This is a genomic window from Vibrio sp. TH_r3, from assembly GCF_033101115.1.
Taxonomy (GTDB): Bacteria; Pseudomonadota; Gammaproteobacteria; order Enterobacterales; family Vibrionaceae; genus Vibrio.
On record NZ_JAWMPW010000007.1, the window covers coordinates 109753 to 126305 of the forward strand.

Annotated in this window: 14 protein-coding genes and 1 other RNA gene; 4 read left to right on the forward strand and 11 right to left on the reverse strand. The window is 40.2% G+C overall.

Features of this window, described 5'->3' with window-relative positions:
• Positions 1–3: 3 nt before the first annotated feature.
• The 9 genes from murG to rsmH all read right to left on the reverse strand — a co-directional run bounded on the left by murG (position 4) and on the right by rsmH (position 10697).
• A complete protein-coding gene (murG, locus tag R3X26_RS08825) occupies positions 4–1068 on the reverse strand; it encodes an undecaprenyldiphospho-muramoylpentapeptide beta-N-acetylglucosaminyltransferase (RefSeq protein ID WP_317716939.1) in 1065 nt (354 codons plus the stop codon).
• Positions 1069–1134: 66 nt separating this feature from the next.
• Entirely contained in the window at positions 1135–2352 is a 1218-nt protein-coding gene (gene ftsW / locus R3X26_RS08830; protein WP_317716992.1) for a cell division protein FtsW, read from the reverse strand.
• 27 nt (positions 2353–2379) lie between these two features.
• Positions 2380–3702, reverse strand: coding sequence for a UDP-N-acetylmuramoyl-L-alanine--D-glutamate ligase (murD, locus tag R3X26_RS08835; RefSeq protein WP_317716940.1), 1323 nt, complete (start codon positions 3700–3702; stop codon positions 2380–2382).
• A 2-nt stretch (positions 3703–3704) separates the two neighbouring features.
• Positions 3705–4787 (reverse strand): phospho-N-acetylmuramoyl-pentapeptide-transferase, encoded by a 1083-nt coding sequence (gene mraY, locus R3X26_RS08840; RefSeq protein WP_317716941.1) that lies wholly within the window; start codon positions 4785–4787, stop codon positions 3705–3707.
• A complete protein-coding gene (locus R3X26_RS08845) occupies positions 4784–6145 on the reverse strand; it encodes a UDP-N-acetylmuramoyl-tripeptide--D-alanyl-D-alanine ligase (protein WP_317716942.1) in 1362 nt (453 codons plus the stop codon). The genes mraY and R3X26_RS08845 overlap by 4 nt, the downstream gene beginning before the upstream one ends.
• Complete coding sequence (murE, locus tag R3X26_RS08850; RefSeq protein WP_317716943.1) at positions 6142–7641, reverse strand: UDP-N-acetylmuramoyl-L-alanyl-D-glutamate--2,6-diaminopimelate ligase; 1500 nt, start codon at positions 7639–7641, stop codon at positions 6142–6144. The genes R3X26_RS08845 and murE overlap by 4 nt, the downstream gene beginning before the upstream one ends.
• A gap of 52 nt (positions 7642–7693) precedes the next feature.
• On the reverse strand, positions 7694–9439 hold the full coding sequence (locus R3X26_RS08855; RefSeq protein WP_317716944.1) for a penicillin-binding transpeptidase domain-containing protein: 1746 nt from the start codon (positions 9437–9439) through the stop codon (positions 7694–7696).
• The gene (ftsL, locus tag R3X26_RS08860; protein WP_317716945.1) at positions 9436–9750 is read right to left on the reverse strand and encodes a cell division protein FtsL; all 315 of its coding nucleotides are present in this window, start codon (positions 9748–9750) and stop codon (positions 9436–9438) included. The genes R3X26_RS08855 and ftsL overlap by 4 nt, the downstream gene beginning before the upstream one ends.
• Complete coding sequence (gene rsmH / locus R3X26_RS08865) at positions 9750–10697, reverse strand: 16S rRNA (cytosine(1402)-N(4))-methyltransferase RsmH (RefSeq protein ID WP_317716946.1); 948 nt, start codon at positions 10695–10697, stop codon at positions 9750–9752. The genes ftsL and rsmH overlap by 1 nt, the downstream gene beginning before the upstream one ends.
• A gap of 293 nt (positions 10698–10990) precedes the next feature.
• On the opposite strand from rsmH, the gene R3X26_RS08870 reads away from it, so the two are divergent.
• Entirely contained in the window at positions 10991–11923 is a 933-nt protein-coding gene (locus R3X26_RS08870; protein WP_317716947.1) for a hypothetical protein, read from the forward strand.
• Between the two features lie 50 nt (positions 11924–11973).
• Complete coding sequence (locus R3X26_RS08875) at positions 11974–12792, forward strand: hypothetical protein (protein WP_317716948.1); 819 nt, start codon at positions 11974–11976, stop codon at positions 12790–12792.
• Positions 12793–12944: 152 nt separating this feature from the next.
• Here R3X26_RS08875 and rnpB read toward each other — a convergent pair.
• Both rnpB and rsmI read right to left on the reverse strand, forming a co-directional pair.
• An RNA gene (rnpB, locus tag R3X26_RS08880) (RNase P RNA component class A) lies at positions 12945–13353 on the reverse strand.
• A 97-nt stretch (positions 13354–13450) separates the two neighbouring features.
• Positions 13451–14317, reverse strand: a complete 867-nt coding sequence (gene rsmI, locus R3X26_RS08885) for a 16S rRNA (cytidine(1402)-2'-O)-methyltransferase (protein ID WP_317716949.1) — start codon at positions 14315–14317, stop codon at positions 13451–13453.
• A gap of 63 nt (positions 14318–14380) precedes the next feature.
• On the opposite strand from rsmI, the gene R3X26_RS08890 reads away from it, so the two are divergent.
• On the forward strand, positions 14381–16195 hold the full coding sequence (locus R3X26_RS08890; RefSeq protein WP_317716950.1) for a penicillin-binding protein activator: 1815 nt from the start codon (positions 14381–14383) through the stop codon (positions 16193–16195).
• Positions 16185–16550 carry a YraN family protein gene (locus R3X26_RS08895; protein WP_411572406.1) on the forward strand — a complete coding sequence of 122 codons (366 nt, stop codon included), beginning with the start codon at positions 16185–16187 and terminating at the stop codon, positions 16548–16550. The genes R3X26_RS08890 and R3X26_RS08895 overlap by 11 nt, the downstream gene beginning before the upstream one ends.
• Positions 16551–16553: the final 3 nt, after the last annotated feature.

Sequence of the window (16553 nt, forward strand, 5' to 3'; positions counted from 1 at the left end):
TTCTCATTTTTCTGTTAAGGCTACAATTGCCTTAGCAACAATTTTATCCGCGTCTAGTTGAGCGGCTATTCTTGCATTCTTTGCCATGATTAAAAGTTGGCTTCTATCTAAAGACGACAACATATTAGTTAACTTTTCTACACTTAGATCGGGTTGTTCTATCATCTTTGCAGCACCACATGCGACCAAATGATCGGCATTAAGAGCTTGTTGTCGATCTTTATGCATAAAGGGGATAAAAATAGCCCCAACGCCTGCCGCAGAAACTTCTGATACTGTGAGTGCTCCGGAACGACAAACTAAAATATCAGCCCATTGATAAGCTGCTGCCACATCATTGATAAATTCGGTGACTTCTGCGTGGCTAACTTCGGCTTTATCATACGCTGCTTGTACCGTTTGTTGATTATTACTTCCAACTTGATGACAAACGACATAATCATTACCCAAATTTTTCATTACGTCCGGCATGGTAGTATTTAGAACTCTTGCTCCTTGACTACCACCCATAACCAAAATTCGTATTGGTCCACTTCTTTGTGACCATCTTTGCTGCGGCGACTCAAGTTGTACTACATCTTGTCTAACGGGATTGCCCACCACTTGCGCATGTTTAAATGCACCAGGAAACGCTTGGAATACTTTCTTAGCTATCTTTGATAGCCATTGATTAGTTAAACCTGCTACTGCATTTTGTTCATGTAGGACAACAGGAATACCACTTAACCAAGCTGCAATGCCTCCGGGACCACTGACATAGCCTCCCATTCCTAACACCACATCCGGTTGCCAATGATTAATATGTCGTTTTGCTTGTATAATGGCATTAATAATCTGAAAGGGCGCCTTAATAAGTTTTATTATTCCTTGGCCTCGCAATCCTTTAACTTTAATAAAGTCTATTTCAATACCGTGCTGAGGAACTAAATCTGCTTCCATTCGATCTGCAGTGCCTAACCAACGAATATCCCAACCTTCAAGCTGCAATTGTTTCGCGACTGCTAGTCCCGGAAATACATGACCACCGGTACCACCCGCCATAACCAATAATTTTTTGTTATTTTTCATTATATTATTCTTGGTCCTTAATAGATTATTGTTAGCTTTACTGCACGGTGCGTTTTCTTGACTGCTTTATCTATGTTGTATAATAGCGTGCTGTTGGGTTTGACTATTTGTATCTTCAATATCTTGTTGGCTATTATTGAACGACCCGAGCCGACGTTCATGATCAATACGCAATAAAATAGAAACAGCAATAGACATGGTAATTAAACTAGAACCACCATAACTAATCAAAGGAAGGGTTAATCCTTTAGTTGGGACAATACCTGCCGCAGCGCCTACATTAACCATAGATTGAAAAGCAAACCAAACACCAATACCAAACGCTAAATAACCGCCAAATTGTTCTCTGGATTCCAACGCTTTTTTACCAATTAAAATCGCTTTCACAACTAACGAAAAAATAAGGAGCAGCACTAACGTCACACCGACAAATCCTAGCTCCTCAGCAATAACAGCAAACACAAAGTCTGTGTGTGCTTCAGGTAAATATTCCAATTTTTGAATTGAATTGCCTAAGCCTTGTCCGAACCAATTACCACGCCCAAATGCCATTAAAGATTGAGTAAGTTGATAACCACTACCAAATGGGTCATCCCAAGGGTCTAAAAAAGACGTTATCCGCCTCATTCGATAAGGTTCAATAAAGATGAGTAGTGCAACCCCCGCGATACCCACCATCATTAGAGCAATAAATTGCCATAATTTAGCACCAGCAATAAACAGCATAGCGAACAGAGTTACCAGCATAACAACGACGGTGCCTAAATCCGGCTGCTTTAACAATAGAACGGCTAAAATGGCAAAAATAATTAACGGCTTGGCAAAACCATTAAAAAAAGTTTCTCTAACGGCTTCGCCTTTACGAACGAAGTAGCCCGCCATAAATATAAATAGAGACAGTTTTGCCAGTTCTGCGGGTTGCAAGTTAAATAAGCCAAGCGGTATCCAACGAGATGCGCCATTAACTGACTTACCAACAACCAACACGACTATTAGCAATAGAATGGAAAATGCGAGTAAGTGGTAGCTGTATTTGAGCCATTTTTCTATCGGAATATACAGAACAACCGCTGACGCTAAAATTGCGAGAACAACAAAAAAACCGTGCCGAAACATGAAATAAAAAGGCTGGTCAGTTAAGCGAGAGCTAATTGGAAATGATGCAGATGTCACCATGACTAAACCGGTCAGCATAAGACACAGAGAAATCCAGACCAACTGGCGGTCAAATAACGCATCTGGCGCATTAGAGCGACTGAGTTGTCGGATACTTTCCTTAATCATGGCAAACTTTGGCACTAATCACTCATCCTAAGCATTCTGTTTAGCTAATTGGGTAAACGCATCCCCTCTAGCCATAAAATTGTTGTATTGATCAAAACTAGCGCAAGCAGGTGAAAGCATAACCATATCACCTGATTGCAGAGTGGGCGCTATAGCCTGAACAATATCATCGATACGCTCCCAACGACTTGCTGAAGGATGCAACGACATAAACTGATCACCGTCTCTACCAAAGCAGTATAACTTCACATTTAACTTTGCTAATACAGGCGCCAATTCAGAAAAATCCGCGCCTTTTCCAACACCGCCAACAAATAAATGTAATGTACCTTGCAGATCCAGTCCTGAAAGTGCAGCTAATGTACTCGCTACATTCGTCGCCTTTGAATCATTGACCCACCGAATACCACGATTATCTACTACCACTTGGCATCTATGTGTCAACCCTGTGTAAGACTTAAGAGCTTCAAGAATATTTTGGTTATTTATACCAACACATGAAAGTAAAGCCAATACTGTCAATACGTTAGCTATATTATGCTGACCGACCAATGCCAAATCAGTCACAGGTAAAATAGGTTCACCAGAATTAGATAACCATTCCATACCATCAATCGACATGATACGAAACTGACCGGATTGTAAACCAAAACTGATAAGATTCTGTTGCGGGATTAACTCAATAGGATATGTTTCTTTATCTTCATGATTTACAATAATATTTTCAGCATTATCAAAAATTTTAAGCTTAGCCTGTTTATAAGACAGCATGCTTGGGTAGCGATCCATATGATCTTCAGAAAGGTTAAGAAATGCCGCTGCAATCAATGACAAACTGGATGTGGTTTCTAACTGAAAGCTGGAAAGCTCTAACACATAAAGGTCACGAGGTTCTATCAGCAAATCGAGAGCAGGGACACCAATATTACCACCAATAGCAACATCAATACCTGCTGCTTCTGCTAATACCCCTGTAAGATCCGTTACCGTACTTTTACCGTTAGAACCAGTAATGGCAATAACCGGAGCATTTACAGCCCAAGCGAAGAGCTCGATATCCCCAACTACTGGTATATTGGCTTGCAGAACTTGTTGAATTTCGCTGGTTGCTAGTGCAATACCGGGATTAACCACCACTAAGTCAGCAGCTAGCAACCATTCGGAATTCCAATTACCTGTATGTAACGGAATGCTCTTATCTAATTCTCTACGGCCTGGTGGTTCTTCTCGTGTATCAATAACCTTAATATTTAACGATTTATTTAATCTAATAAGGTAATTAACAACCGATAGACCGGTAACACCAAGCCCAACTACAACAACATTGTTAATATCGTTCCAACGATCCATTTTTATCGAACCTTCAGTGTTGCCAACCCAATTAACACCAGAACGATAGAGATAATCCAAAACCGAACAATAACTCTCGGTTCTGGCCAACCTTTTAATTCATAGTGATGGTGAATGGGGGCCATTCTAAATACTCTCTGCCCGCGAATTTTATATGAACCAACTTGTAATATGACCGATAAAGTTTCCATTACAAAAACCCCACCCATAATAACAAGAACAAATTCTTGTCGAACTAATACAGCAATCGTGCCTAACGCGCCACCTAAAGCAAGTGAACCAACATCGCCCATAAAGACTTGTGCTGGGTAGGTATTAAACCATAAAAAACCTAACCCAGCTCCGACCATCGCGGTGCAAACAACCACTAATTCACTAGCTAGAGGAACATGAGGAATATGTAAGTACTGTGAAAAATTGACGTTACCTGTTGCCCATGCTATTGCAGCAAAACCAGCAGATACTAATACGGTAGGCATAATAGCCAACCCATCAAGCCCATCAGTTAAATTAACAGCATTACTGGTTCCAACAATAACAAAGTAGGTTAGTACAATATAAAACAGACCTAATTGTGGCATGACATCTTTAAAAAACGGCACCACAAGTTGTGTTGCTACCGTGTCTTTACCGTGCGCATAAAGTGCAAATGCTACCACTAACGCGATCGCTGATTGCCAGAAGTATTTCCATCTAGCAATTAATCCAGCAGGATCTTTTCTCACTACTTTACGGTAATCATCAACGAAACCAACGACACCATAACCAAGTAAAACCGAAATAACAGCCCAAACATAAATATTAGTAAGATCAGCCCAAAGTAAAACGGTAACTAAGATAGAGGCCAAAATCATAACCCCTCCCATCGTTGGAGTTCCGCGTTTACTAAAATGAGATTCAGGCCCATCGTTTCTAACAACTTGACCAATTTGCAATAACTGCAATCGCTCAATTAATTTAGGTCCCATCCATAAAGATAAACTTAACGCTGTAATAACACTTAGTATAGAGCGAAAAGATAAGTACTCGAATAATCGAAAAAACGAGAAATATGGCTGTAATAAATCAGCAAGCCAGATGATCATTTATGCTTCTCCTTTAAAGCTTCAGCCACAATACTCATTCGAGCACCGTTCGCACCTTTAATTAACACCGTATGAACTTGTTCCGTTGTATCTTGCAATTGTTGATTTAGATACTCGATTAATTCATCGTGTGTTGAAAAATGTAGGCCATGGCACAATTTGCTAATCACCTTCGCATCTTCACCGAAGGTAACAACATGTTCAAAATTAAATTGAGCTGCATATTCCCCGAGTTGGCGATGAAGTTCAAGACTTTCTTGACCTAACTCAGCCATGTAGCCAAGAACTAACCAACGCGTACCCTTAAAGGTAGAGAGTAAATCTACTGCAGCATTCATCGCAGGAACACTGGCGTTATAACTATCATCAATAAGCGTCAACTTATCGTGTAAGGGCTTAACTTCAACACGACCGTGAACATTAACAACCGTACCTAATCCATTAACAACGCTTTGTAAGGTTGCGCCAAATTCAATCGCTAACGCAGCCGCAGCGAGTGCGTTAGCAACATTATGTCGACCAATAACAGATAGCCGAATTTTACATTCACCAATAGGAGTGTGCATTATAAAATGGGCGTAACCCAAATGATCTAATTGAATATCTTTTGCGTAATAATCCGCTTGAGAATTCAATTCAGAAAATGATTTAACTGTTTTATTCTCAAGGACGCTTTGCCATAAACTGCCGCCTTGGCTGTCTAAATTCAAAATAGCGATTCCAGTAGAAGGTAGGCCTTCGAATATTTCTCCTTTAGCCTTTTTAACACCATCGATAGAACCAAAACCTTCTAAATGGGCGGCTGCAACATTATTAACTAATGCAACACTAGGCTTTACCAACTGAGTGGTATAGCTAATTTCACCAATATGATTAGCGCCTAACTCTATCACGGCGTAGTCATCATCAGGCTGACTGCGTAATAACGTTAATGGGACCCCTATTTCATTATTAAAATTGCCAGCCGTTGCGAGTACTTTGCCAGTTAAGCTTAAAATAGAACAAACCATTTCTTTCACTGTGGTTTTACCGCAACTCCCTGTTATTGCCAGTGTTTTAACATCACATTGCTTATGTACCCAAGCAGACAGCAAACCAAGTGCCTGTTTAGTGTCTTTGACAATAATTTGCGGTAATTCAATATCCAATTTTTTTTCAACTAATAGCGCACCTGCACCATTTTCTTGCGCAACATGGCAAAAGTCATGCGCATCGAAATTATCTCCAACTAATGCGATAAACAACGCACCATGATTAATGCTTCTTGTGTCTGTAGAGACAGAATCAATGGTTACATTTCTTCCTATTATCTCAGCATCAAGAGCTTGAGCAATAGTAAATACAGAAGTAGAAATCATGATTTTATTCCTAATATCTTCAAAGCGGATTCTCTATCTGAATAATGAATCGTTTCGCCGTTTAGAACCTGATAATCTTCATGTCCTTTGCCTGCCAGAAGAATAATATCATTCTGACTAGCTTGATGACTTGCGGCTTGTAAGGCTTGATATCTATCATGTATAACCAAGGCATTGTCTGGTTTGTTCATGCCAGCCAATAGATCATTCATAATCATTGACGGATCATCACTGCGAGGATTGTCATCAGTCAAAATCACTTTATCGGCTAACCTTTCAGCAATCTTTGCCATCATAGGTCGTTTACCCGTATCTCTTTCGCCACCACACCCAAAAATAACCCAGAGTTGCCCCGAACAATGTACACGCAGAGCGGCAAGTGCTTTTTCTAACGCATCGGGGGTATGTGCATAGTCGACAACAATTTTCGCTTTATGCTGCACTTGAAATAGTTCCATTCTGCCAATTACGGGCTGTAAATTTGATGACTGACTCAATAATTCATCTTTGTCAAAGCCTAGTGATAATAAGGTGGCCAAACTCAGCAGTAAATTTGACGCATTAAAATCGCCAATTAATGATGCTGTAAAGTGCCCTTTTCCCCAATAACCATCAAACCAAACTGTAATACCTTTCTCTGTATATTCGAGCTTATCTGCCCATAAACTTAGTTTTCGTTCTATTTTTCCTTTGAGAGAAACAGCAATTGCATTAGGTAATGAAGCTAACCATCTTGCTCCAACCTTATCGTCAGCATTAATGATCGCTCGTTGACAATCGTGCTCAGTGAATAAAGTTAACTTTGCCTGTGCGTAGGCCTCCATCGTACCGTGATAATCCAGATGATCTCGGCTCAAATTGGTAAATATTGCGGCAGAAAATGGTAAGGTTTTAACTCGCCCTTGAACCAATCCGTGAGAAGATATTTCCAGCATGGCATAACGAGCACCTAAATCTGACAACTCAGCTAATGTTCGATGAATATCGATTGCACTGCCCGTTGTGTTACTGGAAGAACGTAAATCATTTAAAAAACCGTTACCTGTTGTTCCCATCACGGCTGCACGTTGGTCAAGCAATTCAATCCACTGAGCTATTATCTGCGTAATGGTCGTTTTACCATTGGTTCCTGTCACCCCAACAAGTTTAGAATCGCTATGATAAAGACGAGCAGACAATTCAGACAAAATATAATTTAGTTGCTCAATGTAAATAATAGGACAACTAGAATCGACATCAATAAAGCCATGTGAATGCATATTATCAGCTTGAGCAATAACCGCTACCGCACCATTTTCGATAGCATTATTGATAAATAATCGTCCATCAATGGCGTGCCCTTTAATGGCAATAAAAATATCACCTGAAACAACTTTCCTGCTATCTAATTCAAGATTACTCACGGCTATCTTGCGTAAAATAGCTTGCTGGTTGTCAGATATTAACGACTCGAACCAAGGGGACAGCAACGACATTAAACTTTGCTTGTTCAGCATAAAGTTTACCTTTCAATTTTATTATTTTAGTAAGATGACCCAACCCATTAGACTATTTGGCATCTGGCGGGACATTTAAAATTTGTAATGTTGATCTCATCACATCAGAAAAAACAGGACCTGCGACGGTACCACCGTAATATTGATCGCCTTGCGGTTCATTAACCACGACGACCATCGCCACTTTGGGATGACTAATGGGTGCGACTCCCGCGACAATAGCTACATATTCGTCGCTGTACCCACCAGCAATCGCTTTACGTGATGTGCCTGTTTTCGCCGCAATACGGTAACCAGGAACTGCAGCTCTTGTTGCTGTACCACCTTGTTGAGTCACACCTTCTAGCATCTCTAAAACATATTTGGCGTTTTGTTCGCTGATCACTCTCTGAGAACGTTCAAATTTATTGTCATTAATTATATGCAATGAACGATAAAGACCGTGGCTGCCTAACGTTGCGTAGGCATGAGCCAGTTGAATAGGTGTCACCGCTATTCCATAACCGAAAGCCAATGTTGCTATTTCAAACTTTGACCATCGCCGACGATCCGGGAATAAACCTTGGGTTTCTCCCACTAAATCAATGCCACTCAACGAGCCAAACCCAACCGAACTGTACATACCTAACAAGGCATTTAGTGGCATATCTAAAGCAAGTTTAGCAACACCAATATTGCTCGATTTTTTTAGAATAGTCGCGAGATCAGCTTTGCCAATTTTGGAGCTATCTCGAACTCGGCTACCACCAATTTGCATTATGCCCGTTCCGGTATCTATTACCGTATCAATATCTGCAGAACCATTTTCTAAAGCAGCTAGAACCACAAAAGGTTTCATTGTTGAACCCGGCTCTAATGAATCGGTAATCGTCCGGTTTCTCATTTTGAAACTTTGTAGTTGTTCTTTATTGTTCGGGTTATAAGAAGGAGCATTGACCATTGCTAGCACTCCTCCAGTATCAACATCTAATATAATGACGGAACCAGACGTCGCTCGATAATCTGCAACCGCTTGCTTAATCGCTTGATAAGCAATGGCTTGTAGACGCTGATCTATCGTTAACTGAATAGGGTTGCCTTCTTTTCTTTCATTCAGAGCAATATTTTCGACCACTCGGCCATAACGATCTTTGCGGATCGTTTTTTTGCCTGCTTCACCGGTCAAATATGAATCATAGCTTCTTTCTACGCCTTCCAGACCATGATCATCAATACCAGTCACCCCTATAACATGGGCGCTCACTTCTCCAGTAGGGTAATATCGTCGAGATTCACTATTCAAGCCAACGCCAGCAAGTTTCAATTCACGAATGTAATTTGCCATCGCAGAACTAACCTGCCGCTGTAAGTAGATAAAGCGACGTTTCTTATTTTTCTCTATTTTTTGAAGGAGTTCTTCTCGCTTGATTCCAAGAACATCGGCCAAAGCATACCAACGATCTCGCTCTTCAAACCCACCGGCTTTAAAAATAGCAACAGGATCAGCCCAAACGGCTTGAACTGGCACACTAACAGCAAGCTGTTCATCATTTCTATCTGAGATAATACCTCGAGCAGAAGGGATAGATTTAACACGAACGGAGCGCATATCCCCTTGCTTAACAAGATCATCCGGCTCGATTACTTGAATATAAGCTACACGTGCAATAAGAGCAGAAAAAATAATGAACACAAAAGCAATAACAAGATAAAACCGCCAAGGAATAAGCAGAATATCTTCTTTTTTCTCAACTCTTTTATTAGCGACTTTCTTTTTAGCCGGACTTTTCGCTCGCTTTACCACTTTCTTAGTATTCATTGGGAAGAAATCACCACTTCTTTGTCCCCATCTGGACGTTTCATCTCAAGATCATCAATCGCCATTTCTTGAACTCGGCTATGTTCCGCCAACGCATTTTCTTCCAATATTAAATTTCGCCACTCATTATCAAGACGCTCACGCTCTTCATAAGCTTGATCTTTGGCTGAAATAGATTGACGAGTTTGATGGGTATTGAAAACAATACCCATAGCTATCGCAAATATGATTATTAGCAATATAAAAGGAATTGGGCCCACTGTAATAATGTCTTTGCCAATGAGCTTGGTTAGGCTAGGCTTGTGCTCCATTATAGTTTTTCAGCAATCCTTAACATTGAGCTACGTGAACGGTTATTAACTTCAATTTCATCACTCGACGGTTTTATTGCTTTGCTCACAGTTTTTAACGCAGCACTGCCTAATGCGTTAATTTGTTGTTCAGTTAGAGGAATGCCATGCGGTACTTCCGGTCCTCGGCTCTCTTTGCGCATAAATCGCTTCACCATACGATCTTCTAGTGAGTGGAAACTAATCACTGATAATCGACCTTTAGGAGCTAAAACACTCAACGCACCCTTTAAGGCTAAATCGATCTCTTCAAGTTCACTATTAATATAAATTCGGATAGCTTGAAAACTTCGTGTCGCTGGATGTTTCTTTTTTTCTCGAGAGGGAGATACATCAGAAATCAGTTTAGCTAAGTGACTGGTGCGAGTTAGAGGATCTTTTTGTTCATCTTCTCGATGAGCGACAATCGCTCGAGCAATACGTCGGGCAAATTTTTCTTCTCCAAACTCTCTTAATACCCAGGTAATATCATCAAGTTCCGCTTCAAGTAACCATTGAGCAGCGGATATTCCACTCGTCGGGTCCATTCTCATATCTAATGGCCCATCTTTCATAAAACTAAAGCCACGTTCCGCATCATCAAGCTGAGGCGAGGAGACGCCCAGATCAAGAAGAACACCGTCTACTTTACCAACCAGATCAAATTGTGCAGCGTAATCCGCAATACCTGAAAACGGACCATGAATAATAGTGAACCGAGGGTCATCAATCTTTTTTGCTTCCGCTATTGCAGTAGGATCTCTATCAATACTGTATAAACGACCGTTTTCTCCTAGCTTAGAGAGAATATTTCGACTGTGCCCTCCTCGCCCAAATGTTCCATCGATGTAGATGCCATCAGGCTTAATGGCAAGTCCCTCAATAGATTCATTAAGCAATACAGAAATATGTTGGAATGGTTCAGTCATGTTAAGTGCTCTTATCCTTAGGCTTCAATTTGAAGTGTTAACGCTATAGTGTACCGAATTGCAGCCTTCTCGCCAGCAACAATCTTTCAATTCTGGTGTAATCTTAGAAAAAAACCTTAAATACCCTCATTTCTATACTTACTCGAGAGTTAAATAAGCATATTGTGCCGTTCATTAAGCCAATTAGTTATCCGACAACAACAGCGAGAATGTCAAGCGATAAAAGCAGAGATGTTGGTTTGTTTATATTCAATTCAAAGGGTAGAATCAGCAGGTTGCAAAGGAGATATTTTTTGAGTTCAAAATTCACATTTTACGCATGGGAAAAATCCCTAAAATCAGCTGATGAAAAGTTGGTATTACTCAAATTAGCCGATATGGCTGATAATGAAGGTATGGTCTCATTTGAATTAAACAGTATCGCTGAGGAATGTTTATCGAATGAGTTTGGACTAGCCAACACACTAATGTCTATTGCTAACCAAGGCTTGATTGAAAAAACGCATGTAGAAAGACGAGCAGGAAAAGAGATTCATCACTTCAAGTTATTACTTTCTGATACGGTTGAATTACAAGTATTCACTCCTACTGAGATAGTGCAAAACGCCCCAGCAACAATAAAACCAATCGACCAATCTCCCGCACCGCACTGGACAAGTCGCTCTTTTGGGCTTTACAACATACCAGCGGCAAGTAGAGAAATTATTTGGCAAAAATTTGCACGAGAAAATAATATTCAAACCACCAACTTAACTCGACTTGAACGCGATTTTGATAATTGGTTAGATCACGCCAAACAAGCAGGTGGTCTAAGTGAATTTATTGGCGATAAACCCACTACCTTTAAGCGCAGTAATGCAAGCCAGCCTAAAGCCGCCAATGGCGGAGGTTATTTATCAACCCATGATCTTGATGAAAACTCTCTCCCCGACTGGGCACAACAAACTCTTTTACATGGCGGGTTACAAACCGATCCCGTATTGTTTTGGGAAAAATTTGTGGTTTACTATAAATCCAGAGCAAACGAATATATTTCCAAAACTCAGTTACTCAATAAATTACGCTACTGGATCGTCAATGAGAAACAATCTGCCGCAAATAGAAAGCAAGCGGAAGAACGTAGGCAACAAGCATATCAAACCAATAGTACGCAAAAAAAAGCGCTTAGTCCTTCTGAAGAATTCAGGGAATACTTGCGAGCACAAGGTAAAAAGCCTAATTTTTAGTCGTAAGGTCGCGACATCCAAGTCACTCAATACCGTTTATGGATAAAAATATGAAAAAGCCACAAAAACCAGAAAATATTGATTTTTCCGCGATGGAAAAAAAATTACGTGAACTTGGTATTGATAATGGCATTGAACATCTTAGTGAAAATCAAACCACAAGAAATACGCCTACAACTTCTAAGTCTAGCTCAACGTCAACTTCTGGAATAGCTCCTGCTCCACGAACGACTTCTGTTGCCCGAACAAAGAAAATGGCAGAACAAGCACGCCAAGTACCACAAAAATTAGCCATTAAAGATGATACAGAGCGCCTTCCTAGTGATTGGTGTAACTATGTATTTGGTACGTTACTCAGTATCTATGAATCTACTTGGATAAAATCCTATGGTGGCCGTCCTACTGGCCGATTTTTGGACTTTGCTGACAGCCTGACAGAAGAAGAGCTAATGCGAATTATTCAGCATTGTCGTGAACGTTTGCAAGCAGGAGAAACTTGGCCACCTATAATGGGAGAGCTGACCATTTTAAAAAGTCAGCCAACAGGCTCTGAACTCATGGATGCACAAATGAGAGTCATTAATAAAGAACCACAAAATCCAGTAGAAAAATGGATTATACAAAATAAAGGTTTCGAATTACGCCGACTACCTCAATCTCAGTTAGCAAGACGCTTTAAAGAGTTTTATCTTGAAGCAACCAAACTGCAAGAAAAAGGCAAACTAAGAACGGAGATGCCAAAAGCGCTTGCCCCCCATTCTGTTAAAAACTTAAACGACCAGAAACTAGAAGAATACGTACAAACCCATGGAAGACAAATTAACCCACGTATCCAACAAATTATAGACAGCAAAAAAGACACTGAGTAAAGAATCATTAAATGTTGCTAGCTGAGCAAAGATAATGTCATAGTAATAAGTGAGTTAGACGTTAGTTATTTCACAATGATAATTAGTTGAATACCTATAAAAATCAACAATAAAAAAGCCTCGCATAATGCGAGGCTTTTTTATTTACCAATAGGTGGAGCTAACTTGTAAGCCGGGTTCTGTATCCGCTTTCGCGGTGATAGCCATTCGTCTAGGCCAGCAATCGCTCACTGGCTCAAGCAACCTACCCGCTCCCTAACACGAGCCGCGCTATGTGGAAGCCTATTTGGTCTTGCTCCGGGTGGAGTTTACCTTGCTACGAACTGTTGCCAGACGCACGGTGCGCTCTTACCACACCCTTTCACCCTTACCTGTTCAACCTTTTCTTGCGAAAAGTATTGCCATCGGCGGTCTTCTCTCTGCTGCACTTGTCGTGGGCTTGCGCCCCCCAGGTGTTACCTGGCACCCTGCTCTATGGAGCCCGGACTTTCCTCCCCTTCGTCAGTCTCCACAGGATAAACCGTAGGACATCAACGAAGCAGCGACTACCCAGTCAACTCCGGCGCGGATTGTAGCGGAACCCATCAGAGATGTCGAGCGATAGCGTATCTAATTGCTCCAAGCATTCATTTAACTCTACACTCGATTAAAATATTCGCTATGAATTTAAATTCTCTAAGCCCCATTTATAGAGATCATTCTTTTTTAACCCATGTAGCTGAGCCGCTATTGCGGCTGCTTTTTTTAATGGTAATTCTGAAACCAGTGCCTTGATCAGGCGAATTGCCTCAAGTGGGATTTCATCTTTAGCCTGCTCTCTGTAGCCATGAATTAACAAAACCATTTCACCCCTTTTGCGATTTGAGTCTTCTTCTATCCAGGAAATGAGATCAGCCAAAGGCATACCTTGTATGGTTTCAAATGTTTTCGTTAACTCGCGTGCTAATACGACTTGTCGATCAGGGCCTAATACTGCCAGCATATCTTGCAATGAATCCATAATACGGTGAGGTGATTCATAAAAAATACAGGTGCGTTCTGCTCGTTCAATTTCTTTAAACTTATCTTGACGCCCTTTGCTTTTAGCAGGAAGAAAACCTTCAAAACTAAAACGATCAGACGGTAAACCAGAGGCACTTAATGCTGTTACGAAAGCACAAGCACCAGGAAGAGGAACAACTTTAACACCCGCTTGACGACATTGATTGACTAAATGGTATCCTGGATCACTAATAAGAGGTGTTCCTGCATCCGAAACAAGTGCTATTGTTTGTCCTTTCAGTAATCTTTCAACTAGCATTTGCGCTTTTTGTTGTTCATTATGGTCGTGTAATGCAATAGTTTTAGTTGAAATATTAAAGTGAGCGAGTAACTTTCCTGTATGTCGAGTGTCTTCAGCAGCAATGACATCCACGCAGGACAAAACCTCGATGGCTCGCTGAGTTATATCACCCAAATTACCAATTGGGGTGGGTACAATGTAGAGAGTTGGGATCTCTGACGGAAAAGTTTTGTTATCTGTCATTTGTTTACCATCACTTCAGCGATTAATATAGAGATAATTTTACACATAGTTGAATAAAAATTTATGGCTAGAAAGAACCAGCAGCAGATAAGTGTAACACGCCTTGTAACTTCAATTGCACTAGCAATTACTCTTGCAGCGTGTTCTTCTCAATCTAACGTTTCTAATAACGTTGATATCACGACCGATCCCACTTTGACAGCACAAGCTTATACCGTCAAAGCTGATTCACTACAAGGCAGTATTCAAAATGACTGGCTTATTATGGCGCTGAAAGCAGCGATACAAGAAGGTGATTTAGAACGTAGCAATCTTTTGATCATGCGTTTAGACAAACAGCAACTATCCGAAGTGCAACAAGCCGAGCTCTTATTGGCGAAAGCCGAATATAACATCGAGCAAGGTCAACCAACAATTGCTCTGGAACAACTTACCTTTCCTCAATGGTGGAAGTTACCTTCTCAGCAATGGAAAGATTATCATCAACTGCGTGCCCAGTTGCTGACTCAACAAAAAGATTATATTAATGCTAGTCGAGAATATATCTTTATAAACCAGTTGGATTCTCAAGAGCAACCAGCAGAATTAGCTGAAAAAATTTGGATGAATTTATCTCAATATTCACAATATGAGATAAATTCCATCACGCCATTGGACAACGAAGCCGATTTGCAAGGATGGCTTCAACTTGTTACCTACATGAAGACGCTCAATACTAATATTCCACAGTTAAAAGGTGCATTAGAGACATGGTTAATCGATAACCCAATGCATTTAGCGGCTACTTATTTACCTAGTGATATTCAAGCTATTCTTGATCTAGATATTGTTCAACCTCAGAACACCGCTTTGTTACTACCGATATCAGGTAAGTATGAAACACAAGCAAAACTGGTTCGTGATGGTTTTTTAATGGCATTAATGAATGATGCTGAACGTAGTGAAGATGCGACTCTTTCTATTATTGATACCAATAAAACGAGCAATGCAGAAATTGAGAAAATGCTAGATAACAAACAAATTGATTTTATTGTTGGACCACTAATTAAAGATGAAATTGAAGCGATAACTGCATTACAAGCAAACAAAATTGAGCCAGTTCCAATGCTTGCTCTTAACTTTCCTAGTGAGATTGAACTCAATTCTACTATTTGCTACTTAACACTATCTCCAGAACAAGAAGTTCAGCAAGCTGCAAAATACTTGTTTGCCCAAGGGTTTAAGTTTCCATTAATTTTAGCCCCCAAAGGTTCGTTAGGGGAGCGGGTCGCTATTGCTTTTCAAAATGAATGGAAAAAATACAGTAACAATCAAGCTGTAGTAAGTTATTTTGGAACCACTGCCCAACTGCAACAAGATATTAATTCTGTATTAGGTATAAAAGAGAGCCAAAGTCGAATAGCGCAAATGGAAAATCTAGTAGGAATGCAATTGGAGCATCAAGCTAGGAGTCGAAGAGATATTGATTCAATGTATATCATATCAAAAAGCTCGGAACTCACTCTAATAAAACCTTTTATAGAAGTGGCGATCAATCCAGAAGTCAGCCCCCCTAAGCTGTTTGCAAGTTCAAGAAGTAATAATGGCGGTCAACGCCAATTTGAAGATTTATCCGGCGTGATCTTTAGTGATATTCCTATGCTAATTGAGAGTGACAATATATCAAATAGACAAATTGATGAAATTTGGCCAGATCAAAGTAACGCGCAAAAACGTTTACAAGCATTAGGCATGGATGCTTATAAACTGATCAATGAATTACCGCAAATGAAAGTAATTCAAGGTCTCAAAGTGCCGGGACAAACGGGTGAACTTAGTATTGATGAGAACTGTGTTGTTCAAAGAGAACTAAGCTGGGCGGAGCATAATGCTCTTTAATAAAAGAGCCGTTGGCAATCATTATGAATCCTTGGCAAATAAATATCTTATTGGTCAAGGATTAGCTTTAATTGAGCGTAACTTTACAACTAAATTTGGCGAAATAGACTTAATTATGCAGGATAATGAGGCCATTGTTTTTGTCGAAGTTAAATATCGAAAGCAAAACCAATTTGGTTACGCTGAAGAATTTGTCACGCATAGCAAGCGCAAAAAACTTATCAAAACCGCCTTTATATGGCTTAATAAAAAAGGCTATCCAGCCCAATTAACCTGTTTTAGATTTGATGTTGTTGCCATTAATCAAACTGATAACGGTATTAATTGGATTAAAAACGCGATTACCCAGGATTAACGT